The sequence below is a fragment of the Vibrio sp. sp1 genome, assembly GCF_016920955.1.
GTDB lineage: Bacteria > Pseudomonadota > Gammaproteobacteria > Enterobacterales > Vibrionaceae > Vibrio > Vibrio alginolyticus.
Map to the genome: position 1 here is coordinate 2,618,926 of NZ_CP060589.1, position 26,178 is coordinate 2,645,103.

A 26,178-nucleotide genomic window follows, 5' to 3' on the forward strand; every position below is an offset into this window, starting at 1 on the left:
TCACACATCTATGGAAATTCGCTCATCACTTAGAAAAAAAAGCATTCTCGCCCTAACACTTTACCTGTGCTTCTTTATCGCCACTATCGGTTCTGTCGCCTATTTGGTTGTTGAGCCACCAGTTAGACAAAAGCTAGAGCAAAACCTAGAGTTACGTACCCAACTCCTGGCTCTTGAGATAAAAGAGCCCCTCCTCAGTTCTACAGGTGTATTGAGCAGCTTAGTAGGGCTAGCCCAAGGGACTGAAAATATTCAATCTCTCAACACAATAATTCCACATATTCTTCAATTGAGTGACAAGATGCTTGTTAGTGGTGGTGTATGGCCTAAACCCGAACTCAAAGCAGAACAATGGAGATATAAAAGTCTATTCTTCAATAAAAACAGTGATAGTGGTATTGACCAAATTCACTCCTACAATAACCCCGAATCTGGCGGTTATGATAATGAACCCTGGTATGTCGCTGCCGCCGATGCTCCGGTAGGTTCTGTTAGTTGGTCTACGGTTTACATCGATACCTTTACTCAGGTCCAGATGATTACCGCGTCTTCTCCGTACTACCAAAACGGTCGATTCGCTGGAGTTGTAACGGTAGACCTATCACTTGATGCACTTTTTCAGTTTATTCGAGAGCACACGAACCAGCATTCTTTGGGGGTAGTGGTTCGCGATGCTGACTCAAACGTGATTATTGAACACAACTTTCAACTGACGGACGAAATTTATGTCAGCGAGCTTGATTTCGGAGAGTTCGATTGGCGCATGGAAGTTGTCAACGCAAAAGCTAAAGTCGCTGATCAAGTGTTTGAACAAGTGATGAGCGTTGAGGGGAGGATCATTCCATTTTTGCTCTTGTGTGTCTTGGTCGGTTACTACTTACTGAATCGCTATATTGTTGAACCAATTGTTCGCATTGCCGCTAAGATTGATGACTCGAAAACTGGTGGGATCATAGATATTGACTACGATAGCGATGACGAAATCGGACAGCTTATCGAGAAGTTCAATGAAAAGACGATCTATTTAGAGCAGGAGAGAATAAAAGCTCAGGCTTCGACAAACGCTAAAACGGCATTCTTAGCCACATTGTCCCACGAGATTCGCACACCAATGAACGGTGTACTAGGAACTGCCCAGATACTGTTAAAAACACCACTTACCGATGAGCAGCGTAAGCACCTGAGAACACTTTATGATTCAGGTGATCACATGATGACATTACTCAATGAGATTTTAGATTACTCAAAAATTGAACAAGGGCATGTTGAGTTTGAAAATAAGCCTTTCCCAATTGAGTCGATTATCGGCAGTATCAAGAGTGTTTATCAAACGCTATGTGCAGAAAAAGGTCTTCGCTTTAGAGTAGTCTCGCATTTACCAACGGGTCGTTGGTACAACAATGACAAAGCCCGTTTGCGTCAAGTATTGTTCAATCTACTCAATAACGCTGTTAAGTTCACCGATCGTGGCATCGTAGAGGTAGAGCTAGCCGAGAAATCGAGTAAGGCAGGCACCAAGCTGATACTAAAGGTAAAAGATACAGGAATTGGTATTTCAAAAGAGGCACAAAAACGCATTTTTCGTCCTTTTGAGCAAGCGGAGTCATCAACGACTAGACGGTTTGGTGGTACAGGGCTTGGTTTAGCAATAGTCAAAGAAATCGCGGAACATATGGGTGGGCAAGTGGTTGTAGAGAGTCAGGAGGACGCTGGAACGACTTTTACTGTCGAAATTGCCCTTACACCTTGCAAGCCGGGTAAAGTAGAGTCAATCAATACACATAAATTGAACTGTAAAGGGTTGAAAGCACTCATTGTTGAAGACAACCGAACAAATGCGATCATTATGGAAACTTTCCTCCGAGCCAAGGGCTTTGAGTGCACAAGTGTCGAAAATGGTCAGCTTGCAGTCGATGAGGTTGCGATCAAACCATTTGATTTGATACTGATGGATAATCATATGCCTGTTCTAGATGGCGTTGGGGCCATATCAGCCATTCGAGCAATGAGTTCACCTGCTAAGTCGGTACTGATTTTTGGCTGTACAGCGGATGTGTTCAAAGAAACACAAGAGCGTATGATTAATGTAGGAGCAGATCAGATAATAGCGAAACCAATAGTGGAGTCTGAATTAAATGATGCACTGTATCTTCATGCGACACAGTTATATCAGTACCAATCGGACTTTGATGGAAATGCAGCAGATAGCTTTAATGCTGAAAAGTGGTTACTCAACTTCTATGTCGCTCTAGATAATGGACATCTTAATGAAGCACTTGAGGCTATTTCAGCGATCATTGCGGAGGCTCCCCTTGAACTCAGTGGCGACGTTTCTTCAGTCGCCGAACGGATAAGAAGTAACTTAAAGCGTCAGCAATCCCCAGACCAAGATGATATCGATACATTAACGATTTTGCTGGCCTCACCATAATTTAATCAATATGGCGCAACTGTGAATTGTTCTTACTATTCATACGTCATCCAGCTTCGTGACAAACTCTTCTAACCCGCAATGAACAGGCTTGCAGTTTTACTTTTACGAGTAAAACAGCAAGACCTTCTACTGTGATTATATCGGTAATACTCTGAATTTTCGCAACTTGGTAGCATAAGCTATAGGAGTGACTGTTTTCGGTCCGAGTTTTGTTCTAACTTTACGTCGAAATAATTATCGTAACCCCTTTTTATGTAAGTGAAATCCGTGTTTTTGTACCATTTTTACGTGATTTTAGGCGTTTTCACTCGCCATTGGTGAAAAAAACTACTTTTACTTTAAAAGTTGGTTATAAATTTACAACTTAATTTTAAATGCAGAACCATAAGCTAGTTTTTGTGTGCTCTAATTGCATCATTAACTGGCTTGGTGTCTTTTTAGTGGTTAATAGTTTTATTGTTTTTATTAATTGCAGTGTTTGATTTTAAGGGTTTTGTAAATGAAGTCTCGTGGACCATTTTGTATTCGTCACGCCGCAGCGGATACCTTTGCTATGGTTGTTTTTTGCTTTATCACAGGGATGATTGTCGAGATTTTGATTTCAGGGATGACATTTGAGCAATCTCTAGCATCGCGTACGCTATCGATTCCAGTGAATATCGCCATTGCTTGGCCGTATGGGGTTTTTCGTGATTGGGTGCTGCATCAAGGTAGTAAGGTGTCGCCGTCTTCCTTTATGAAGAACATCTCTGATCTGGTCGCTTATGTACTATTTCAATCTCCAGTTTATGCGGGTATTTTATTCGCAGTTGGCGCGTCTACAGATCAAATTGTGACCGCAGTGGCAAGTAACGCTGTTATTTCTTGTGGCATGGGTGTGTTGTATGGGTACTTCTTGGACATGTGCCGCCGTTGGTTCCGTGTTCCCGGTTATTCTCAAAGCATGTAAATGCCCCAGTTTTGCTCAATTTAGTTACTTAGTGAGCAATCGATTCGAAAAGGGCGCTTTTTTTTATGTTTAGCCTTGACCATCAGGCACATAATCATTAAATTAGCGCCTCGTTAGCCAATGATGCTAACCAAAATTTGATTCGGTGAGTTGTCCGAGTGGCTGAAGGAGCACGCCTGGAAAGTGTGTATACGGCAACGTATCGAGAGTTCGAATCTCTCACTCACCGCCACATTCTATAAGCCCTTGTCGTGTAAGAACTTCTTATAATACAGGGGTTTGGTGTTTTAATGTAAGCTGCCTACTGGTACAAAGAGTAGGTACAATGTCGAACATCATGGCAAGTCCTTATAAGCATCCTCAAACTGGTGTTTACTACTTTAGAATGGCTGTCCCCAAAAAGCTGGTTCCTATAATCGGTAAGACAGTCTTCAAGAAATCTCTTCAAACGAAAAACCTTTCTGAAGCAAAGCAGCGATTTCCTCAGCATCTTGATGATGCGCTCAAGCAAATCGACTTCGCTAATTTAAAGCTATCTAATTCATCTGATATTGAGCTTAATGTCCGTGATTGCGCGATCATTGCCGAGCGTTGGTATCTGCGTGTCAAAGATGAGGTTGATGGTAATGGTAACTATGATTGCTATCTTCGATATGAATGGTATGGCGTTGAGGGCGATAAGCGTCTCCACGTATTCGGCTTATCTGACACATTTGAGTTTAGTGGTCTAGATGCGTCAAAAGCTACTGAAGAGGAATACCAAGAGCTTTTGGAAGGCTTGAAAGATTTCATTGAAGAACAGCTAAAGATAGAAGGTTTAGTTGTATGTGAGACAAGCGCTTCATATAGACGTTTGGTTTACGCTTTTTACGATTACGCCCGTCGAGTTGAGTCTCTCTGTTTGGCTCGTCACAAGCGAGACTTTGGGTATGAGCCAGTGACCACTCCAATCGCTAGTGAGTCCCTTTCAGTGTCTAAGCCTGATAAGATACCGTCTAGGGCTTTGAAACCATCTCAGAACTCCATTTCGAGCCTATTGAAGCGTTACCTTGAGTCTGCATCTATTAATGGCAAAGCTTCTCAATCCTTGGCAGAGGTTGAGTCTCAGATAGAGCGTCTTATAGAGATAATAGGGGATCTAGATGTTGCTGATGTAACGAGAGGTCATATCTCAAAATACAAAGATACCCTGTTACAATTGCCTAAGTCTAAAGCTAAAGAGATTAGAAACAAATCAGTACCTGAGCAGCTTGAGCTTGTTAAAACAAAAGGGCTTGAGACAATCTCTCCTTCAACCGTTAAGACTATTCTCAGAAAGACTTCTCCTGTATTTGGCTATGCTGTTGAGCTTGGTCTGATAGACGTCAACCCGTACAAAGGCGTAACACTTCCTAAAGTACAGAATAAGTCTGCGGTAGCGGAAGCTAAAGGTTTTACTCCTAGTGAGATCAATCAGTTATTTAAGCTAGATATATTCACTGATGTCACTGCTAGTAAGCCTTATGGCATGGCTTGTTATTGGGTGCCTCTTCTATGCAGGTATACGGGTTCTCGGATTGAAGAAATGGTTCAACTTAGAAGTTCAGATATACAACGATCAGACGAAGATATTCACTTTATTTATGTTCGTGAGGGTGAAGAGCAGAACGTAAAAAACGTTAAGTCTGTTCGACAAGTACCGATTCATGAGCACCTCATTGATTTAGGCTTTTTGGATTATGTGGCGTCCTGTGGAGAGTTTCTATTCCCTGAGCACAAGCCAAACAAACACGGTAAAAGGTCTGGTGCTATTGGTAAATGGTGGAGTAAACAGGTCAAGACGGTAGGCATAACCAAGCAGCCATCACACTCGTTTAGGCACTCTTTGAGAACAGTTTTGCGTGGCCTAGGAGTGGTTGATTCTGTTAGTGATGCTATCACTGGTCACGCTCCGGCTAATATCGGTGCAGCATACGGTACGGTTGATATGAAGGCTAAGAAGAAAGCAATAGACTGTTTGCCTAGGTTGGCTGTCCCACGTCTTTGGTAGCTTTTCGTTAATGTATTTACACTGTTGTGTACACCTAAAGTCTCCCCACTGTTCACACGTGTACACTTTGGTCTTAAATAGCCCGTAGGCCTTGTGGTATAAGGCTTACGAGCTCGCAATGTCATTTCTAAAAGTCGTAGTTTTCGGTTACGTTAGGAGCTTTATTTCCACTATTTTTATCTTGAATACTCCCTTCGATAGTCCCAGCTTGTTCCAGCCACTTACTCCGTTGAGATATCGAGATACCCTAGTGACCTTTCTTAAACCTTCCCTGAAGATATCCTCTCCAAAGAACTCAATGAGGCGGCTGATGCTATTTGAGACGTCTTTAATTTGCTTTTGCTCCCACTGCTCATCATCTTTGTCAGATATATTATCTTTGCCCTTAAAAGCATCTGAGAGGCGTCTAATCTTCGGAAACCCCTTAGAGTCCCAGCAGCTTTGGGGTAGGTAATAACGTGACTCCAAGCCAAACTGGAGGCCTTCAACAAAGCTCTCTAAGTCGTTCATCTCGATGTCAGTCCCTAATGCTTCTTTACAAGCTTTTAAGCCGTTAGCAATGTGTGCAGCCTGACCACGACTACATCCAACAAGCTCACATACTTGAGAGACGCTCAGGTCAAACTCTCGGTTAACAATTAGCTTGCGAAACTGAGCTTGCATTACTTCATCCTTAGTAATGTCAACGCCAGTTTAAATTTGACCCACTTATCGACGTTATCGCCGAAGTAAAACTGACCCACCCATGTAATTAACTTCTACTTTCAGATAGGTTTTCCAGAACCGTTGGTATGGTTCCAGCCGCCTTCTTTCCTTTTAATCGATAGCTTTCACCGCTGATTTGTACGATGTGCGAGTGATGAAGAAGCCTATCGAGTAAAGCTGCCGTCAAGGTCGTATCGTCGGCGAACGCATTTGACCATTGGGAGAACGGCAGATTACTAGTCACGATAATGCTGCCTTGCTCATAACGCTTGGCGATGACATTGAAGAACAAGTTCGCTTCCTCTCTGCCGAACGGTAGATACCCGATTTCATCGACGATAAGGAGCTTTGGAGCGAGAACACTGCGTCTCAAGTAGCTTTCAAGTTTACCTTGAGCTTTCGCAGTGGAGAGTTGAAGCATCAAGTCTGCTGCCGTGATGAACCTTGTCTTTAAACCCTTTTGAACCGCTATGTGACCCAAGCTTACCGCAAGGTGACTTTTGCCAACGCCACTTGGCCCAAGTAGCACCACGTTTTCCTTTCGCTCGATGAAGGCCAACCCTGTTAGCTCTTTGAGCTGCTTTCTCGGAGCGCCTGTTGCGAACTTGAAGTCGTAGTCATCGAACGTTTTTTTCATTGGAAAGCTGGCGAACTTAGTCAGTGTGGCTCTTGTGCGTTCCGCTCGTGCTTCCAACTCTGCGTTCAGAAGTGACTCTAAGTAATCGGCTAGACTTAGTTCACGATGGTTGGCGGCTTCTGCTAATCTCGGCCATTCCTGACCGATAGCTTGTAGCTTCAGCGCTGCACAGGCAGCTTCAATGCGATTCATTTGAAGGTTCATGGTCGCACCTCCAACAGTGCATCATACGTTGATAGTGGGTGCTGGAAGCTCTCCAGCGGCACCACATTATCACTCATTGTTAGGGTTGTGACTGGGCGCGTTGGCGATGGGAGTAGCTGAAGTATAAAGCGCTCTTCATCTAAGAGAACTTGAGGCTTTGCACCTGTCGTTCTATGAGTTCGTTGATGAGCGACGGTTTCTAGCCATGCGCCGATATGCCCATTAAGAACATCGACGGTGATTTTAAGACCGTGCTGCTTGAGTGTCGCCGCAAGCGGAGTGACGAAGCTATTCTTCAAGTAAGAGTTAAAGCGCTCCACTTTCCCTTTGGTCTTTGCGCGATATGGACGACAGGCTCTTGGTTTAAAACTGTATTTCTTGGCGGCGGTGAGCAGTGCTGGATTCCAGCGGTGTTCACCTTCACCATAAGCATCACGCTCTATCATGATGGCTTTCGCATTATCGAACAGAACTTCTTTAGGGACGCCGCCGAAGTATTCAAACGCTTCTTCAAGACCTTGTATCCAGTCTTCTTGGCGCTCTCGTTCACTAAAGCGAACGAAGGTCGCTCTGCTATAACCAAGCGTTGCCACGAAGGCTTTAACACGTACACCGTAATGGGTGATGGTCGTAAAGTCGACTTGCATCTGCTCACCTGGCAATGTCTCGAATCGAACGACAGGGTCGATTGGCGTACTCGGTTTGTACTGCCTGATGTGCTCTTTGAGCATCGTTATACCGCCTTCGTAACCGAGAGATTTCAGCTCACGTAGTAAGACAGTTGCGGGTATCCAATAAGGCTTTGCGGCTTCAATGCGGGTGCGCAAGTAGTCATGGTAAGGCTGCAGTTTGGTTGGTCGAGATTGCCGCTCGGGATACACAGGCGCTTTGCTTTTATCTCGAAGATAAGTGCGAACTGTATTCCTTGAGATACCCAGATCCTTTGCGATGCGGCGGATGCTTCGCCCTTGCTGATGTAAAACGTGTATTTCCACTAGTTGCTCCTGATTGATCATAATCCGCCGTTTTGTCCATTTACGAACGGATAGTTTGCCTCAGGTGGGCCAATTTTAAATCGGCGTTAGTGGGTCATTTTTACATCGGCGCTGACAGTAACTCCAACCCCATGCGCTTGATTGACATCTTGGGCTGCTGAGAATGCCTCAGCGTAAGTACGGTTTTCTATGATCAACGAGTTAATCATCAATTCAGCATCAGGGTTTTCTTCAAGGTACTTCAAACAAGCTCCAGTGCGGTGGAAACCATCCACTACGTAATACTTATCATCAACCACAAAAACAGTGATAGGCTGCCTTATAGGCTGTCCATTACGAAGGTCTTCAAGAATCTCCTTGCTTTGACTCTCTTGCTTAATCTCTTGCGCTGAACGTACTCGTTTGTCTTTAATGAGTTCAACGTCACGGGCTTGCATCGCGGGATCGAGTATGAGAGTTCGAGGGTCTAAATACGCAAATCTGCTATCTGCCATGAATTGATTCATAGTGTGTTATGTACCTGTAGGTCTATGACTGATTATTAATGTTTCTCTTTTTGGTTTGATTGGAACCCTAGGAGGGGGGAGGGTTCGGGGTAATACATATCGAATATGATTGCGGCTAGTAGTAATCTTTACACCAAATGAGCGGATCGTTTTTTCATTTTTTTGTGATTACGGTATTTTAAGCTTTTACCAAGGCTCTTTGGACTGTGGATAAGGAGACTCCCACTTCGGAGACGATCTTTCTTAAAGACATTCCTTGTGAACGTAGCTCAGCGATACGCTGGTGGTTAGTTGTGTTAGTTGGTCTACCTTTATACTTCCCTGCTGCTTTAGCTTTCTCAATGCCTTCCTGACGTCTTTCCTGAATCATTGCTAACTCGAATTGAGCTACAGCTCCTAGCATGTTCAGCATGAGCTCAGACATATGATCGCTTCCACCAGCATTAAAGCTTAGGTTTTCCTTGTGGAATCTCACGCTAACACCTTGGTTAGTCCAGTCGTTTATTAGCTGCTTTAAATCAACCAAATTACGCGCTAGGCGGTCGATGCTATGAACGTGGATTGTATCTCCTTCTCGAACGTAGTCTTTAAGAGCTTCTAACGCTGGCCGTTTAGTTGAGCCACCACTGCATTTATCTGTAAAGCTCTTATCAAAGGTGATACCAGAATCTGTAAGTTGACGGTCTGTATTTTGGTCTGTGGTCGAAACTCGCAGATAAGCTATGTGTGCCATTAGGTGTACCCGTTTAACTCTTAGATGTTAGAAATTTTATTGTGGTCACAATGCAAATTCAACCCTATTGGGTACTGTTTGATCAAGGTTTGACCGTAGTCGTTTGGGTATACCTAATAGGCACACTCTCTACAGGTTCACATACTTAAGGTTTTTACCATGCTATGTTTAAATCTGTTTCATATAAACTGAGGGAATATTAGTGAAGATCATTTCTTTATTTAACCACAAGGGTGGTGTCAGTAAGACTACCACTACTTTTAACCTTGGCTGGATGCTAGCTGAGTTAGGCTTCAAGACAATGATAGTTGATGCAGATCCTCAATGTAACTTAACTGCTTTGGTTATGAACTACGATAATATTGAGGATGCTGAAGAGTTTTACAGCAATAACCCAAACGGTACTTTGGCTGAAGGTCTCGAGCCAGTTATGAATGGTAGGTTAGATGGTTTAAAGCTTGGTGAACCAATTGAAACAATTAACCCAAATTTGTACATGTATTGTGGAAGCCTAGAACTATCTGAGTATGAAACGCAAATGAGCGTTGCGTTAACTACGAGTGCTGCTATTCCTGCTATCAAAAATATTCCGGGAAGTGCTAACGAGTTACTGAGACGTATGGGGAAAGAACACGGCTTTGATTACATACTAATTGATATGAGTCCTAGCGTTGGTGCTCTCAATCTTTGTCTATTAATGTCAAGTGACTATTTCATCGTTCCTACTTCACCTGACTTCTTCTGCTCTCAAGCCATTGACTCTCTCTCCAGAGTATTACCTGAATGGAACAACAAAGCTCAAACCTTTAGAGACCCTAGTTTAGACATGCGTTTCCCAGAGGAACCACCAAAGTTTATTGGCTTTATCTCCCAAAGATACAGACCTCGTGATGGTGCTCCTGCCAAATCTTTTCAACAATGGATTGATACAATAAAAGAGGGCGTTAGAACTAAATTGATACCGTCCCTTGAACGTTGTGATATGGCAATAAGTTCTGAAGTGTTCAGTACAGTAGTGTCCCAAGATGAACCATATAATTTAGCTAATATTGCAGATTTCAATTCATTAATTGCTCAGTCACAAAAACACAATGTACCTGTATTTGCATTAAATGACTCTCAAATAGAGCAAACGGGTACGATTCTACATAAGATGAAGGAAAATAGAGAGAAGTTCAGAGAAGTGTTTACAGATCTAGCTAAAAGTGTAGTGGACTTAACTTCTAGCTAAGGGCTAAAAGTGAGCACAACAATAGCGGTGTTTGAGTTGTACAAATTACTGGTACAAAGCAATTAGTTGGAATATACTTAAGTGTCTGTATTTTAATGATTAATTTCTGGTAGCTAGCAATCGAGAGTTCGAATCTCTCACTCACCGCCACATTCTAAAAGGTCTGATTTGTCAGGCCTTTTTTCGTATCTACACTAAAGTAATGCGTCATTGAAAGTACACAAGAGTGCTCAAGGTGCAAGCGCCATTCTATCTACAAGCCAACTATTCACATCTCACCTCTATACAACGCCAAAATTGAAGATGCTATACAGAGGCAGCCATAATCTGATTGGTGCGGGTTAGCACATCCGCTTTAATCTAGAATTTAGCACCCATATCACATGAGGTATGAATACGGCCACAAGAATGAACGTAGTGCTACTAGATGCTAAGCAAAACAGCCATGAACACGAATACAACAGCAATCATACCAAAGAGATCTGTGTTTAGATTGAGGTCATCAGGGTTAAATTTTTCAATGCTTTGCGTCGTTTTGCATCTTATCTTCATGTTCTTGTCCTTATTTCATGTACGATTTCAACAGCAACATAACATGCAATTGAGTGTTCACAAGTCATAAAAAGCATAAGTATACTTGCACCACATTGAGCGCAAAAAATACTCAAAGCGTTTTAAAGTGGCGGTCTACCTTTTGTAACATCAAATATTCTTTCTGTTTTTGTGCCTGTATCGCTATAGTTGAGAAACGGTTATCTCGTTCTAGTTAGGAACAAACTACTGGCTGCCGCTACATTCTCTCAGCGTTCCCACTCAGTCGCCTTGGGTAGATACTTTAGTCGTTGAGTACTGCAAAAAAACGCCGCATGAGCAGCGGCGCTTTGTTGAGGAATTCCCTTTCCTACTTGTAGCTAAGTTCTGTCGCTTTGCCTTTGAAGATCCGGTATACCACAAAGGTGTAAAGCAATATCACCGGCATAACAATCATCACACCGTAGCCCACGATTATTAACGTCGCAGGCGAGGAGGCAGCTTGTTGTGCGGTCATCAATCCCGGCACAACTTCTGGGAAGAAGCTATACGCAAGCCCGAGAAAGCTCAACGCGAAAATGACAGTGACACCAAAGAAAGGCCAGCGCACACCCAGATCATTCACCATTGGAACCTGACGCAAATAGCGATCAACTAGGAAGATGGTTGCCAATACAATTAACGGAACTGGGGCAAGCAACAAGATTTCTGGGAAGCTGAACCAACGCAAGGCAACTTGTTGATTTACAATTGGGTTTACAACGCTAACCACCAAGATTCCTAAGGCTGCTAACCAACCAGCACGGCGAGACCAACGGGCCGAGCGTATTTGCAAATCACCTTCCGTTTTTAGTACTAACCATGCGCCACCGATGTAAACGTACGCCGCCGCTACACAAAGTGCGCTTAACCAAGCAAAGCCAAATGCTTCGGTTGATTGTTCAAATCCCATGATGTAACGACCCACCATGTAGCCTTGGGTTAGCGCGGTGACTAACGAGCCAATTCTGAAGCACCAATCCCAGTGAGGTTTATGATCCGAGTTCGCTTTGGCTCGGAAGTCGAACGCCACGCCACGCATGATCAGTGCGATAAGCATAATCGCGGTCGGCATATAAAGTTCCGTCAAAATCAAGCTATGAGCAGTAGGAAAGGCAATCAGCAGAATACCGACGGCTAACACCAACCACGTTTCATTCGCATCCCAGAAAGGGCCGATAGACGCTATCATTCGGTCACGTTGCGCTTCATTATCACTCGGTAAAAGGGTACCGACGCCAAGATCGTAGCCGTCGAGCACGGCATACATAAAGACCGAGAAGCCAAGCAGCAGAAGATAAATTTCTGGTAGATAGTCGAGCATGATTAGGCCTCTTGTTGTGTCAGTGGGACTTCATGGGCTGCAACGTCTTTGCGCGCCAAATAGAATAGGGTATGGATGTACGCAACCAGCAATGCAGCATAAATGGCTAAGTACATAATGAGCGAAGTCATCACGCTACTGCTCGCAACCGTGGTGACGGCTTCGGATGTTCGCAATACACCGCTGACCAACCAAGGTTGTCGACCAATCTCAGTAACATACCAACCCGCCAGTGTGGCTATCCAACCAGAGAACGTCATGGCTAATACCGTGTACAGGTAAGGTTTAGGTAGCGCTTTTTTACGTGCTAGCTTCACCGCGCCATACCAGCTAACAAGCAACATAAGGACACCAACACCAACCATCACGCGGAAACCAAAGAACAAGGGCTTCACTGGCGGGTGGTCAGGTGCAAACTCGTTAAGTCCTTGGATTTCCCCATCTAAGTCATGCGTAAGAATCAAACTCGCCAGCTTTGGGATGCCCACTTCAAAATCATTGCTGCGAGTTTCTTCATTTGGCATCGCAAACAGAAGAAGAGGCGCGCCTTGCTCGGTCTCCCACACGCCTTCCATCGCTGCGATTTTTGCAGGTTGATGTTCAAGCGTGTTTAACCCGTGAAGGTCACCGACAAAGATTTGAATTGGGATGAATCCAGCCGCCGCGAACAGCGCGACTTTTAGGCCAAGTTTGGCTGAGCGGTGATCTGGCTTTTTCATTATTTGATAAGCTGAGATACCCGCAATCAAGAAGCTGGCAGTCAGCGCCGATGCTAATAGCGTGTGCAGAAGACGGTAAGGTAAAGAAGGATTGAAAATAACTTCCTTCCAACTGGTTACATGTACAATTCCGTCAATCACTTCATAGCCACTTGGTGTGTGCATCCAGCTGTTAAGCACTAGAATCCAAAACGCGGACATACTTGTCCCAACAGCAACCAGAACGGTGGCGAGAGTATGAACCCATTCCGGCACTCGTCCTCGTCCAAAAAGCATCACGCCAAGGAAGGTGGCTTCCATAAAGAAGGCGGTCATCACTTCGTATCCGAGCAATGGTCCTGCTACGTTACCGACTCGTTCCATAAAGCCTGGCCAGTTGGTACCAAACTGGAAACTCATCGTAATGCCGGATACTACACCTAAGGCGAAAGTAAGAGCGAATATCTTGACCCAGAAGTAATAAACATCGAGCCATACGGGGGCTTGGGTGCGGTTATATCGCCACTTGAAAAACACCAACATCCATGCCAACGCGATGGTGATGGTCGGGAAGAGAATGTGAAAGCTGATATTGGCCGCGAACTGGATCCGCGACAGCATGAGGGTATCTAACATCTTGGTTCCTCAAAAACGTGCCATACTAAAAATCGTGTCTATCTGTAATTTAGTTACGAAAAGTCGGGCAGTTTGGATTCATGTATCGAGAAATACAGGTGATTCTGTTTTCTTCTAACCATGATTTATATCAACTAAGGGAAAGAAAGGAGTGTAGGAAATTGTCTCAAAATGCCACTAATAGTCGCGAGAAGTGAGTAAAAGAAAGCAAATGTAACTGAAGGAGCATGGATTAAGATTAGTTCGAATTATCCTTATGATGGTTTCGATAATCCTGAAATAAAATTACAAAAACAATATTTTTAGTAAGGAAAATTGCCTTGCCTTCACTTTGAACCTCTATACTATTTATACACTAGTCATGTCGAGATCATCTCAAACACAGCAAACTTACTGGCAGTTAAGGTGGGAAACTTTAGCTAATTGATAAACTTAAAATTGCACTGCTAATGACATATGCATCATAAGTTCGTTAGCACTCGACCAGAAGTGCGATAGGCTACATTTTTATACTAGCGAACGATTTGGCGCTAGGTAATTCGGCTTTCACTAGATCAACAAGTCGACTGCGGACCATTTTCGATTTCTGATGAGTTTCAATCCAAACTGACACTTACTTTTCAGCAAGTGTGCTAGTGTCTTTCTTATTATTTATTAAATAATTAATAGATGCCGATATGGTAAAGAGAGTTGTGGACAGCTATCTCGAGCAGTAGACTGGCGCTAGCCAGAGAGTCTGACTTTGAGGGGGGCATTCTACATGAATTTTGGATTCTGCCACCGCAAAGCTGATATTGAATTTGATGGAGATGGATAATGAATGACAGTTGGGCTAATTTCTTTCCTTACTTTGCTGGAGCTTTTAAGCTTATTGTATTAGGGATAGGAGCCTACTTAGCCATTAAATGGCATTTTGACGAAGAGCGAAGAGTAAGAGAAGCGGAAGGTGTGGTGTTTGATAACCCAAGTCTCATGAAAAAGTTTGCGAAGACGCTAACTCTGCCATTCCTTTTGTGTCTTCTCGTTCTTCTTGTTATATATGCTACCAACTGGTTCCTGTATTGACGGCTTTATTGTTTGTTGTAGTAAAGCTGAATGCTGCCGCCTCTGAGAGTCGAGCCGTAGTTGAAGTTAACGCCTATGCCGAAATTGTCCAACCAATCAAAGGGCTTTGGTGCATAAAATAGCCATCCTATAGAAGCTTCGTAGTAATGCGGACTTCCCAGTTCATCGCTTAAATCATGCGAAAGGTCGACTCTTTTAATCCCGGTAAATAAAGCCTGCTCACCGTGATAAATATTGTAGTAACCGGTGATTTCATTAGATAGGTACCAACCTTTAGGGTTGCCTATATTGCCGTTATTTGCGCTTCCCCAGCTGTGCCCAATGAATGAATTCAATGTCGAACTGGCATGCCATTTCCCCCAAATTGTGGGAGACGTGTATTTGGCTTTAATGGATGGTTGAACTATTGCCGCCCATGCTGAAACGTTAACGGCACGGCCGTCTAGGATTCTTCCAATGATGGATGAAAGTTTATTATCGGTAGAGAATGAGTTTTTATAACGCATAAGGTGAGTCGTCGTTCTGGTGCTAAGGGTGACGTTTTCACTTGCTTTGTATAGATACCCATAACCAATCGATGCACCGTATGTCCTTTCCTTGAGAAGATCCTTACTTGTGCCGAATAGTTTGAGATCATTCTCTGTTTGTATCGTAAATGCCTTAAACGACAGCTCATGTAAGTCCTCGCTGCCCTCTATGTCAAAGTTAGTCGTGTAAGGGAGAACATATACGGATTTGCTTCGACGTTCATTGATTGACTCGTCAGTCCCGAACTCTGGGTTGGCGGTATCAAATAATGCATTCGGATCAAAGTCGCCAATACCAAACGCAATTGCGTCAGTGTCGGACAGCAAAACCGCGATAGAAAAACGTTGTTGGAGAAGGTTGCTAATTTCCTTATCTAGTGGATCCGCTTGAGCTGTGTTAGGAAGAGAGAGTAGGAGAGCGAGCGAAACGACTCGCCACTCCACTGAGGCGAAGTTGGGTTGGAACATTTTGGCTCTTTCAAATGGTTCATGCATGGAGTTTTTGGACGTACCGGTACGCTAACATTAGTTTAATCGTTGAATGGTCGGTGTAACTTTGAGAAATCTATGTTTTCTCATATTGATATGAAAAAGTTCCTTAAACGAGTTTAGCTTCAATGTGTATGCTGCACCAGATTTGTTTAGCAACATCATTCTTTTCTGAAGATGTAGCAAGACTTTGTGACTAGGTTGCATTATTTTCTTTAATGCGTCTCTTGAGAGGAAAATAGCAAACTTTTTTATTGCCTTGGCGCTCAAGAAAATCTGAATCGTTCACTGTGCTACTGGTTAACTTCGAAAACTTGTAAGCATCCTGTCTGCCAACATCACGACTAACATCATCAAGGAGTACCCTTAAATACGTCAGATAAACAATGGTTTTTTTGAGCTTTAGAAGAAATGTTCGGACCTTTGCATATTCCGCGGTGGTGCTCAATCCAAGAACTGTGTTTTGTATGTGTTCTCAGTAAATCATTGAGTCGATCTATTCTTCAAAATGTGGTCCCTTTTAATTCACTTTCTGTTACATATTTTTCGTTTTGAAAGAGCATTTTAATTTGCATCTTTTGAAAAGATCTCTTTGTTAAATTTTGTATAAAATCAACTAATTGTTGAAATTAGAACCCTTGTCAAAAAGTCATTAGATTTCATGTTGAATAGCCTCTTTTACCTAATAGTATACTCTATTTGTTTGATATAATTTCCGGCAGTTTGTATACCATAAATAAAGAGAGTCTATTCATGTTCCAGAACTTAACGATCAAGCAGAAGATAGTGATTCCGCTGTCATTGATTATTGGATTGTTTATTGTGAGCTCTGTATTAAACGTTATGACAAGTTGGAAGCAATCTGAATTGAGTGAGACACTCAACGAACAGATCGTGCCGAACTTATTAACGATTGAGGATGCTTACCGCGATCTTTACCAAGCTACATCTGCAATCCAAGGTGTTGCTCTTTCTGATACTCAAACCGATATTGATCACCACATCGGTGAATACAAAGACAACGCATACAAAGCGCTGCCGCGTATGGAACAAATGATTGAGCTATCGCAAGCCGGTGTGACGCCTTCTACACATGGTAATGAAGTTCGAACGCTTGTCTCTTTGGGTGAAAAATGGTTAGCAAGTTATGAGGCGATGCTACGTTTACCTCAATCTCAATGGCGTGGTTACTACAATGAGCACAAACATACCTTTGAAGACCAATTTATCGAGGTTAGAGCGCAGCTTAACGTTGTAAAAGATGCAATAGAAGAAAAGCAAAGCCAATTGAAGGACGAAATATCAGCGGCTGCAACAAGAGCAGAACTCATTCTTGAAGCGGGCATTGTGATTGTTATTCTGGCCGCTATTGCGATGGCGTTTTTGTTGTTGCAAACGGTTGTGAAGCCTATCAATGATATTAAAAATGCGATGACAGAAATTGCGTCCGGTGAAGGTGATCTAAGTCAGCGAATCGATGTAAAAACACAAGACGAAATTGGCAATTTAGCAGACGCATTTAACCAGTTTGTGTCCAAAATTCAAGTGACAGTCGCTCAGGTAATTGAAAGCTCAAATACCTTACGTAACGAAATGGCAAATCTTAGCTCGTTGACCACGACCATCGCGAACTCGACCGTTTCTCAGCAAAAAGATAGCGAGGCGGTAGTGCATGAAATGCAAGTCACCAGCAGAAATGTAAGCGATAGCGCTAACGAAGCTGCGGTTGCGAGCCAAACAGCGAATGATGAACTTACCAATACCAATGTTATTTTGGATCAAACGGTTAGCTCAATTCGTAGCCTCGCAAGTGAAATCGAAAGCGCAAGCCACGTCATTAACACATTGGATCATGATGTGAGTAACATTGCGTCCGTACTGGATGTAATTCGTGGTATTGCCGAGCAAACAAACTTATTAGCGCTTAACGCAGCCATTGAAGCGGCTCGCGCTGGAGAGCAAGGGCGAGGCTTTGCTGTCGTAGCGGACGAGGTTCGTTCTTTAGCCAGTCGTACGCAACAGAGTACGGGAGAAATCCAAACCATGATTGAAAAGCTACAATCTGGTGCAGGACAAGCTGTAGAAGTGATGCGCGGTAGCCAAAATAGCAGTGATGAAACGATCAAGTCCGCTGGCCGAGCGAGTGAATCCCTTTCTGAAATCTTGAACGCGATTTCACGTATGAACGAGATGAATACACACATTGCAACGGCTGCGAGCCAGCAAAGTACAGTAAGTGACGAAGTAAATAGCAACGTACAAGGCATTGCAGACAGTAGCACTTCAATTGTGGAAATCGTAAACCAAGCGCAAGCTTCTTTAGCCATGTTGTCAGAGCAAACTCAACGTTTAGATCATCAGGTCAGTCAGTTCAAAGTATAAGCTTGAGAACAGCAATCTCACTGACGAAATAACCCGCTTCTTAGCGGGTTATTTTTTAGATAAGTGGCGAACCTGACCTGTGAAATTTCGACTATATTTACGTTCCTTTCTCACTTTAGTTCGTATACCAGAGTGGGCAAATAACCCTGGACAGCGGTCACAAACTCTGTACAGCGTGATGATGCTTTTATCATCACTTTTGCTGCTTTTTAACCATTGCAATTGCACACAGGAAAATGTGATTTCCAACCCAAAATCTTCAAATTTGAGAACTTCATAACACCTTTACCATAAACGTTTTTCGTAAGCGTATAGAACTGTAAATTTTGTTGTATGTACAACACTGGGTATTTATCATCCTAATTAATTTGTTCTGGATATACATCCTTTAGTCATTATTAAGTCATTCTAGAAGCTTTTAATAAGGAATCTTGAAGGCTTGTCGGTAGATAAGAGAGAAAAATTCATGAGACGTAAAACCACGCTATCTCTGCTGATTGCGTCGAGCCTTTTTGTGGTTGGATGTCAACCTAGCGAAGAAGGATCGAGCCAAGGTGGTGGTCCTGCGCCCGCAACCGAAGTAGAAGTTTTAACAGTGCAGCCAACGCGCCAAGCATTGACAGTAGAGCTGCCGGGTCGTAGCAGAGCATTCAAAGAAGCAGAAGTTCGTCCGCAAGTCACTGGCATTATTTCGGAGCGAAATTTTGTTGAAGGTGGCCTTGTTGAACAAGGACAGTCGCTATATCAAATTGATGATTCATCATTTCAGGCGGATTTGCTGAGCGCTGAAGCGGAATTAATCCGTGCGCAAGCTGCGGCAGAGTCGACCTATGCCACGGTGAAGCGTTACAGAACCTTGATCACCAAAAAATCCATCAGCCAACAAGACTTGGATGAAGCAGAAGCGGCATACAAAGAAGCGAAAGCGCAGGTCCTAGTTGCAAAAGCCAAGATCAACACAGCAAAAATCAACTTAGATTACACGCAAGTCAAAGCTCCGATTAGCGGGGTGATCGGTAAATCGAGTGTGACAGCGGGTGCGTTGGTTACGGCTAACCAAGCTGCCAAATTAGCGACCATTCAGCAGCTTGACCCTATCAATGTTGATATTGTGCAATCATCCGCGCAACTGCTGCGTTTGAAAGCATCACTCTCCCAAGGCCATATGCAAGAAGATGACTCTGCGCAAGTTACATTGATGCTTGAAGATGGCAGCACTTACGAACACAGAGGCACAATGAAATTTACTGAGGTCAATGTGAACGAAAGTACGGGCAGCGTGACGCTTCGTGCCGAATTCCCAAACCCTGACGGTTTGTTGCTACCTGGAATGTTTGTTCGTGCGACGGTCATTACTGGTGTCGACCCTGATGCGATTCTAATACCACAAAATACGGTATCTCGTGATGCGACAGGTAAAGCGACAGTGATGACGGTTAATGGCGAGAACAAAGTGGAAGCGAAACCAGTGAAGACTGCCGAAGCGATCAATAGCCAATGGCGCATTATTGATGGTTTGAACGCGGGTGATAAAGTCATTACCGCCGGTTTACAAAAGGTAGGGCCAGGCAGTTCGGTAACTATCCAAAACGGTGAACAGGAGTAATCATGGCACGATTTTTTATCGATCGTCCGGTATTTGCTTGGGTTCTCGCGATTCTAACGATGTTGGCGGGGGTAATGTCATTATTCAATTTACCCGTCTCGCAATACCCAACGATTTCACCGACGACGATCACCATCAGTGCTCGCTATCCAGGTGCATCAGCAAAAACCGTTGAAGACTCGGTAACGCAGGTTATCGAGCAAAACATGACAGGATTAGATTACCTTCGCTACCTATCATCGAGCAGTGATGCATTTGGTAATGCGACAATTACCCTGACGTTTGATAGCGAAGCTGATCCTGATATCGCGCAAGTACAGGTGCAGAACAAACTGCAATTGGCATTGACTTCATTGCCGATGGAGGTACAAAACCAAGGTATTGTCGTCAATAAATCCAATACGGCATTTCTCATGGTTGTCGCAGTTTATTCTGAAGATCCTGACTTTACAGAAAACGATATCGGCGACTTTGTTGTAACGAATATTCAAGACCCGATAAGTCGTGTAACTGGCGTAGGACAAGTGCAGGCGTTTGGTGCGCAGTATGCAATGCGAGTTTGGCTGGACCCTTTTAAGCTTACGCAGTTCAACTTGACCGCAATCGATGTAGCGAACGCGATCAGTGAACAGAACGCGCAAGTTTCTTCAGGTCAACTGGGTGCGGCACCTGCGCAGGAAGGTCAGTTGTTGAATGCTACGATTTCTTCTGCAAGTCGTTTGAGCAGTGTAGAAGAGTTCCAAGACATCATTCTTAAGTCCGACGCCAGTGGTTCGAATGTTTATTTGAAAGATGTAGCTCGCGTTGAGCGTGGTGCAGAAAGTTATGATATTCGAGGCCAATATAATGGCTTCCCAGCATCGGGGTTAGGTATTTCATTAGGTACTGGCGCAAACGCGCTTGAGACCGCCAATGCGGTAAAAGAGCGCTTAGAGCAACTGAGTGCAACGTTCCCAGAAGGGTTGCAGATTGCTTACCCATTTGAAACAACGCCATTCGTCAAAGCCTCGATTCAAGAAGTGGTTAAAACGCTATTAGAAGCCATTCTTCTTGTGTTCTTAATCATGTACCTGTTCTTGCAGAACTTCCGTGCGACGATCATTCCAACGATCGCAGTGCCTGTCGTATTGCTCGGAACCTTCGCTATTTTGTACGCGACTGGATTTAGCGTAAACACGTTAACCATGTTCGCGATGGTTCTGGCTATCGGTTTGCTGGTGGATGATGCCATCGTTGTGGTAGAAAACGTCGAGCGTGTGATGCATGAAGATGGTTTAGAGCCCAAAGAAGCGACCAAAAAATCGATGGGACAGATTACTGGTGCCCTGATTGGTGTCGGTTTGACGCTTTCAGCGGTATTCGTCCCTATGGCGTTTATGTCTGGTTCTACCGGGGTTATTTACCGTCAGTTTTCAATAACTATTGTGGCGGCTATGACGCTTTCCGTTTTGGTTGCGATAATTCTGACTCCAGCATTGTGTGCTACGTTGCTGAAAAAAGGCGATGCTGAGCTTCTAGAGAAGAAAGGCTTCTTTGGCTGGTTTAACCGCAAGTTTGATGCGATGACAGCAGGCTATGAAACCGGCGTTGCCAAACTTCTAAAACGCACAGGTCGCATGTTGGTTGTATTTTTGGCAATGAGTGCAGGTGCTGGCTGGTTATTTATGAACCTTCCAACGTCATTTTTGCCAGATGAAGACCAAGGCACAGTATTCTCAATGGCTATTTTGCCGCCTAACTCAACACAAGAACAGACGGAAAAAACACTTGAGAAAATGCGTGACTTTTACCTAGTAGACGAAAAAGACAATGTAAAATCTGTCTTCTCCGTTGCTGGATTTAGTTTCGCAGGTCAAGGCCAAAACATGGGGATGGCATTTATCGGCCTGAAAGATTGGTCTGAGCGTGAAGCGCCTGGCGCTGATGCGGCTTCCATTACGGGCCGAGCGATGGGGTACTTCTCTACCATTAAAGAAGCTTTGGTGTTTGCGTTCGCCCCTCCAGCGATTCAAGAGCTAGGTAACTCGACAGGTTTCGATTTCTATCTCCAAGACTCGTTGAATAAAGGGCACGATGCATTAGTTGCGGCTCAAGGGCAACTTCTGGGCATGGCAGCACAAAACCCGAAACTTGTCGGTGTTCGTCCAAACGGTCAGGCAGATGCGCCAATGTACAAAGTGAACATTGACCACGTCAAACTTCGTGCTTTGGATGTCAGTATCAATGACGTAAACCAAATCCTGTCAGCTGCATGGGGCGGGGCTTACATTAACGATTATATTGACCGCGGTCGTGTGAAGAAAGTGATGGTGCAAAGTGATGCGGAATACCGCATGCAGCCAAAAGACTTCGATTCATGGTACGTACGCAACGCTAAGGGAGAGATGGTGCCTTTCTCTGCTTTTGCGAGTGGCGAGTGGACCTATGGTTCTCCTCTTTTGCAGCGCTTTGATGGTTTGCCAGCAATGAATATTCAAGGCGGTGCAGCTCCTGGTGTAAGTACTGGTGAAGCCATGGAAGAAATTGAAGCAATGGTAGAAAAGCTACCAGAAGGTTTCACGGTGAACTGGAATGGTATTTCGTATGAAGAGCGCCTTTCCGGAAACCAAGCGCCAATGCTATATGCGCTATCTATCCTCGTCGTATTCTTAGTTCTTGCCGCTTTGTATGAAAGTTGGTCAGTACCTTTCGCCGTGGTGTTAGTTGTTCCTCTTGGTGTGCTTGGTGCTGTGCTTGCGGTAATGACGCGCAGTATGGATAACGATGTGTTCTTCCAGGTGAGCTTATTAACTACGGTCGGCTTGGCAACCAAAAACGCCATTCTGATTGTTGAGTTTGCAAAGGACTACTACGAGAAAGGCGCTGGGCTTATCGAAGCAACCTTACATGCTGTTCGCGTTCGTCTGCGCCCAATTATCATGACATCGCTTGCTTTTGGTTTGGGTGTGGTACCACTAGCTATTAGTTCAGGTGTGGGATCGGCAGGTCAAAACGCAGTGGGTACCGGCGTACTTGGTGGCATGATCAGTGCCACGATATTGGGTATATTCTTCGTCCCAATCTTCTTTGTAGTGGTTGAGCGATTGTTTGATCGACGTGCGAGAAAAGAGTCGGAGGCAGAGTTGTCTGAGACCAGCACTAAACCCACTCAGCAAAGCGAGTAGGACTTGCTTGTTTTAACTGAGTTATACTAGTGATAATAAACACGATTAAAGGGCGCTTCGGCGCTCTTTATTTTATGTTTTCACTTGGTGGTTACCGTCTATGACGCGAGCCTGAAAGACGGCGTGTTGTGTGCAGTATCAGCACAGCCTTTTCGGCCGAATGAAAGCCTAAAGAAGAAAAACGACGATGAAAGATCAGAAAATTTCCCCAATTTCCGTTTTGGATCAAAGCCCTATGTTTGTCTGCGGTGTGATGCAGCGCATGTACCGCAATCGTGCCCAAGCCGAGCTGTCTCGGCAAAATTTGATGACACTAGAAATGGCAAGTGCACTGGCCGCTTTAGAAGAATTTCAACCTATGAGCCAGCAAGCGTTGGCTGATGCGGTTCGAACTGAGCGAAGTGTAGCAAAGCGGATGGTGGACAATCTGGAAAAGAGAGGGTTTGTTCAAGTTTCTAAAAGTAAATCGAATCAGCGCCTTAAAATGCTAAGCATGACAAAAGAGGGAGCAAATGCTTTAAAGCAAGTTCATCAAATCATGACGAATTTACAGAAAGAGTTTTTTTCTTGTTTGTCGGAATCTGAAGCGAGTGAATTTTTTCGTCTGGTAAGAAAGCTCACTTTTGCGAATCACGACCAGTAACTTACATCAATGCCGTTTAGCGTCTTTATTTTATCGCGGACCAATTATATTAAGCTGTAGAACTTAAGAAATAGGATGCCCAACGTACAGGTCACGGTAGAAAGCACCGTAGTGAGTGCGATGATATTTGCAGCTAACGTGGCATTGCCTCCCATGGAACGCGCCATGACATAGCTGGCAGCAGCGACTGGAGAGGCGTTCATAAAGAAAAGAATACCTAGCTCAATTCCTCGAAATCCTACTAAGTAAGCTCCCATGGTGATGATGACTGGCGCTACGATGAGCTTGTAACTGCTCGCAAACCAAGATGGACCTTTCTCTTTTCTCATCAAGCTAAAGTCAAGTGAGCCACCCGTACACAACAGCGCCAAAGGCAATGTCATTTTGGACAAGTAGTCTCCTGCGTCAATAACCACATTCGGTACTGGAATAGCGAGTAAATAAAAAGCCATTCCTAGAACAATGGAGATTATGAGCGGATTCCTAGTCAGTGTTCGGCCCATCATCTTTGCTGCTTGCGAGGCAGACGTTGCCCCCTTGGGCGATAAGCAAATTACCGCTTGGACGTTATAAATAAATGTGGTGACCGCGACATAGAGCGCTGCTAGCGCCACACCTTGAGAACCATACGCATTGGCAACGTAAGCGATACCAATAATACCTGTATTTGCTCGGAACCCACCTTGGATGAGAACGCCTTGGTCAGGCGATGCTTTGAACAGAAGTTTGACGGAAAGGTAGGTGAAAATGAAAAACGAAATACTAGCGATGACGCCGAAATTGACGAATCCACTTGCCGCGGAAAAGTCGTGTTCTGAAGCCACAATGCTGACAAATAACATTGCAGGCAAGGTAACTTGAAACACCAGTTTAGAGCCTACTTCGATAAAATTATCGTTGATTAGACCAAAGCGCTTAAAAAGAACGCCAAGTACCAACATCAAACAGATAGGTCCGGTTATCGACAAAGAGAATTGCAACTGATGTAAAACAGCTTCCATGTAAGTATCCGCAGCAAAAGAAAAAAGTGTTCCTGCTGCCTATTAAGCCACAAACCCGGAGGGTAGGACAGTAACGTGATGAAATTTTCTTCTGTTGTAGGTTCCGGAGTCATTTACACTCCAAGTTATGGACGAGGTCCCAATTTAACAAAGCGGTACTGGTCCTACGTGCGATATGTTGGTTAACTCGTTGTCGTGATGCATCCACATGCGTATTAGATGTGAGGGCTGGTCATCGTAGTTATGGATAGGAGTTCATCAATGAAAAGGAAACACAACAAAACTGTACTGTGTGCGTTTGTCTCTGGTTCGGTATTTGGTGCGGTTTTGGTCATTGCGATGTCTTTACCAATGTAATCCTCTTAATTGGCTGTTGGAACACTCACACTAATTCAGTACAAAACAGATTGAGTTCTGCGGTGTGTGCTGTTAGTTTAAAAAACATGAAAATACACGTTCGCCCTTCATTAACAACCTTCTCTTGGTGGCGCTCTAAATAGAGCGGCGCGGAATACTTACATTCTTAAGCTGCTGGATGGTAGCTAAGAGTGTTTGATCTTTTTATCTCCAGTAGCGATCTATTAATTACTTGGAGACAAATATGAATACCCATAAAAATACATCTCAGCGTGAAATTATACTTACCGGAGATCGAGCAACAGGTCCATTACACCTAGGGCACGATATTGGTTCATTGCAACAACGAGTCAAATTGCAAACGGAGCACGAGCAAACGATCTTGGTCGCGGACATGCAAGGGTTGACGGATAACGCGCATAATCCATCAAAGGTATCCTCTAATATTCTCAACGTCGTTGCAGATTATTTGGCTGTTGGTATCAACCCCGCTCAAACTACGATCACGTTGCAGTCTCAAATTCCAGCGTTAGCCGAGTTGACAATGTATTACAGTAATCTTGTTTCTATCGCACGATTAGAGCGAAACCCTACGGTTAAAAATGAGATTCAGAGTAAAGGTTTTGAACGCTCTATTCCCGCAGGCTTTTTAACGTATCCAATTTCTCAAGCTGCTGATATTACGGGGTTTCATGCGACGCTAGTACCAGTGGGTGATGACCAACTGCCGATGTTAGAGCAAACTAATGAAATCGTGAGAAAAATAAACCATCTGGGTGGAAAAGAGGTTCTTAGAGAATGCCGTCCATTACTTAGCGATGCACCTCGTTTGCCGAGTACTGACGGTAAAAATAAGATGTCTAAAAGCATGGGGAACGCAATCAACTTAGGCGCCTCCGAAAAGGAGATTTCCGCGGCAGTGAAATCTATGTATACCGATCCCAATCATCTGAAAATTGAGGACCCTGGCCAAGTCGAAGGGAATATTGTATTCATCTACCTCGATGCTTTTCATCCTGATAAAAATTATGTCGAACAGCTAAAAGACCATTATCGACGAGGTGGATTAGGTGATGGTTTGACCAAGAAAGTGTTAGAAGAATGCTTACAAGAAATGCTTCGCCCTATTCGAGAAAAGCGCGCTATGTATTTGAATGATAAAGCGCAGCTGATTGATATTTTAAAACAAGGTAGTGAGCGTTCTCGCGAGAAAACCGAAAAAGTGCTATTTGATGTGAAAGATGTATTTGGTTTAAATTTGTTCTGAATTAAAAGTAGAGAGTTGAACATAAG

General features: G+C 43.9%; 20 protein-coding genes and 1 tRNA gene. 11 read left to right on the forward strand and 10 right to left on the reverse strand.

Annotation, left to right across the window (positions count from 1 at the left end):
- Positions 1 to 10: 10 nt before the first annotated feature.
- From H9L11_RS12310 to H9L11_RS12325, 4 genes are all read left to right on the forward strand, one after another.
- Positions 11 to 2,431, forward strand: a complete 2,421-nt coding sequence (locus H9L11_RS12310) for a hybrid sensor histidine kinase/response regulator (protein WP_205391103.1) — start codon at positions 11 to 13, stop codon at positions 2,429 to 2,431.
- Positions 2,432 to 2,933: 502 nt separating this feature from the next.
- The gene (locus H9L11_RS12315) at positions 2,934 to 3,383 is read left to right on the forward strand and encodes an L-alanine exporter AlaE (RefSeq protein ID WP_005378276.1); all 450 of its coding nucleotides are present in this window, start codon (positions 2,934 to 2,936) and stop codon (positions 3,381 to 3,383) included.
- A 144-nt stretch (positions 3,384 to 3,527) separates the two neighbouring features.
- Positions 3,528 to 3,615: transfer RNA gene (locus tag H9L11_RS12320), tRNA-Ser, on the forward strand.
- Positions 3,616 to 3,708: 93 nt separating this feature from the next.
- Positions 3,709 to 5,412 carry a site-specific integrase gene (locus H9L11_RS12325; RefSeq protein WP_069513720.1) on the forward strand — a complete coding sequence of 568 codons (1,704 nt, stop codon included), beginning with the start codon at positions 3,709 to 3,711 and terminating at the stop codon, positions 5,410 to 5,412.
- 147 nt (positions 5,413 to 5,559) lie between these two features.
- Here the strand turns inward: H9L11_RS12325 and H9L11_RS12330 are convergent, their stop codons facing one another.
- From H9L11_RS12330 to H9L11_RS12350, 5 genes are all read right to left on the reverse strand, one after another.
- Positions 5,560 to 6,075: a hypothetical protein gene (locus tag H9L11_RS12330; protein ID WP_240199928.1), complete on the reverse strand. Its 516-nt coding sequence runs from the start codon at positions 6,073 to 6,075 to the stop codon at positions 5,560 to 5,562.
- Positions 6,076 to 6,163: 88 nt separating this feature from the next.
- Positions 6,164 to 6,958 carry an IS21-like element helper ATPase IstB gene (istB, locus tag H9L11_RS12335; RefSeq protein WP_205390738.1) on the reverse strand — a complete coding sequence of 265 codons (795 nt, stop codon included), beginning with the start codon at positions 6,956 to 6,958 and terminating at the stop codon, positions 6,164 to 6,166.
- Entirely contained in the window at positions 6,955 to 7,974 is a 1,020-nt protein-coding gene (istA, locus tag H9L11_RS12340) for an IS21 family transposase (protein ID WP_205390739.1), read from the reverse strand. The genes istB and istA overlap by 4 nt, the downstream gene beginning before the upstream one ends.
- Before the next feature lie 65 nt (positions 7,975 to 8,039).
- The gene (locus H9L11_RS12345) at positions 8,040 to 8,447 is read right to left on the reverse strand and encodes a ParB N-terminal domain-containing protein (protein ID WP_240199929.1); all 408 of its coding nucleotides are present in this window, start codon (positions 8,445 to 8,447) and stop codon (positions 8,040 to 8,042) included.
- A gap of 190 nt (positions 8,448 to 8,637) precedes the next feature.
- The gene (locus H9L11_RS12350; protein WP_205390785.1) at positions 8,638 to 9,192 is read right to left on the reverse strand and encodes a recombinase family protein; all 555 of its coding nucleotides are present in this window, start codon (positions 9,190 to 9,192) and stop codon (positions 8,638 to 8,640) included.
- 202 nt (positions 9,193 to 9,394) lie between these two features.
- Between H9L11_RS12350 and H9L11_RS12355 the strand changes: the two genes are divergently transcribed.
- Complete coding sequence (locus H9L11_RS12355; protein ID WP_176310873.1) at positions 9,395 to 10,423, forward strand: AAA family ATPase; 1,029 nt, start codon at positions 9,395 to 9,397, stop codon at positions 10,421 to 10,423.
- A gap of 423 nt (positions 10,424 to 10,846) precedes the next feature.
- Here H9L11_RS12355 and H9L11_RS23645 read toward each other — a convergent pair whose 3' ends face one another.
- The 3 genes from H9L11_RS23645 to H9L11_RS12365 all read right to left on the reverse strand — a co-directional run bounded on the left by H9L11_RS23645 (position 10,847) and on the right by H9L11_RS12365 (position 13,651).
- On the reverse strand, positions 10,847 to 10,975 hold the full coding sequence (locus H9L11_RS23645) for a hypothetical protein (protein WP_005378275.1): 129 nt from the start codon (positions 10,973 to 10,975) through the stop codon (positions 10,847 to 10,849).
- A gap of 349 nt (positions 10,976 to 11,324) precedes the next feature.
- Positions 11,325 to 12,317 carry a cytochrome d ubiquinol oxidase subunit II gene (locus tag H9L11_RS12360; RefSeq protein WP_205390786.1) on the reverse strand — a complete coding sequence of 331 codons (993 nt, stop codon included), beginning with the start codon at positions 12,315 to 12,317 and terminating at the stop codon, positions 11,325 to 11,327.
- A gap of 2 nt (positions 12,318 to 12,319) precedes the next feature.
- Entirely contained in the window at positions 12,320 to 13,651 is a 1,332-nt protein-coding gene (locus tag H9L11_RS12365; protein ID WP_005388402.1) for a cytochrome ubiquinol oxidase subunit I, read from the reverse strand.
- A gap of 816 nt (positions 13,652 to 14,467) precedes the next feature.
- Between H9L11_RS12365 and H9L11_RS12370 the strand changes: the two genes are divergently transcribed.
- Positions 14,468 to 14,716 carry a hypothetical protein gene (locus H9L11_RS12370; RefSeq protein WP_005378271.1) on the forward strand — a complete coding sequence of 83 codons (249 nt, stop codon included), beginning with the start codon at positions 14,468 to 14,470 and terminating at the stop codon, positions 14,714 to 14,716.
- A gap of 5 nt (positions 14,717 to 14,721) precedes the next feature.
- Here H9L11_RS12370 and H9L11_RS12375 read toward each other — a convergent pair whose 3' ends face one another.
- The gene (locus H9L11_RS12375; protein WP_017820055.1) at positions 14,722 to 15,711 is read right to left on the reverse strand and encodes a Solitary outer membrane autotransporter beta-barrel domain; all 990 of its coding nucleotides are present in this window, start codon (positions 15,709 to 15,711) and stop codon (positions 14,722 to 14,724) included.
- A gap of 774 nt (positions 15,712 to 16,485) precedes the next feature.
- Between H9L11_RS12375 and H9L11_RS12380 the strand changes: the two genes are divergently transcribed.
- From H9L11_RS12380 to H9L11_RS12395, 4 genes are all read left to right on the forward strand, one after another.
- Complete coding sequence (locus H9L11_RS12380) at positions 16,486 to 18,114, forward strand: methyl-accepting chemotaxis protein (RefSeq protein ID WP_205390787.1); 1,629 nt, start codon at positions 16,486 to 16,488, stop codon at positions 18,112 to 18,114.
- A 466-nt stretch (positions 18,115 to 18,580) separates the two neighbouring features.
- The gene (locus H9L11_RS12385; RefSeq protein ID WP_064368016.1) at positions 18,581 to 19,720 is read left to right on the forward strand and encodes an efflux RND transporter periplasmic adaptor subunit; all 1,140 of its coding nucleotides are present in this window, start codon (positions 18,581 to 18,583) and stop codon (positions 19,718 to 19,720) included.
- A 2-nt stretch (positions 19,721 to 19,722) separates the two neighbouring features.
- Positions 19,723 to 22,884 carry an efflux RND transporter permease subunit gene (locus tag H9L11_RS12390; RefSeq protein ID WP_005378264.1) on the forward strand — a complete coding sequence of 1,054 codons (3,162 nt, stop codon included), beginning with the start codon at positions 19,723 to 19,725 and terminating at the stop codon, positions 22,882 to 22,884.
- A gap of 187 nt (positions 22,885 to 23,071) precedes the next feature.
- A complete protein-coding gene (locus H9L11_RS12395; protein WP_017635039.1) occupies positions 23,072 to 23,527 on the forward strand; it encodes a MarR family transcriptional regulator in 456 nt (151 codons plus the stop codon).
- Between the two features lie 44 nt (positions 23,528 to 23,571).
- Here H9L11_RS12395 and H9L11_RS12400 read toward each other — a convergent pair whose 3' ends face one another.
- Positions 23,572 to 24,528 (reverse strand): AEC family transporter, encoded by a 957-nt coding sequence (locus H9L11_RS12400; RefSeq protein WP_025766898.1) that lies wholly within the window; start codon positions 24,526 to 24,528, stop codon positions 23,572 to 23,574.
- Between the two features lie 601 nt (positions 24,529 to 25,129).
- On the opposite strand from H9L11_RS12400, the gene trpS reads away from it, so the two are divergent.
- Entirely contained in the window at positions 25,130 to 26,152 is a 1,023-nt protein-coding gene (gene trpS / locus H9L11_RS12405) for a tryptophan--tRNA ligase (RefSeq protein WP_205390788.1), read from the forward strand.
- The last annotated feature ends 26 nt before the right edge of the window (positions 26,153 to 26,178 follow it).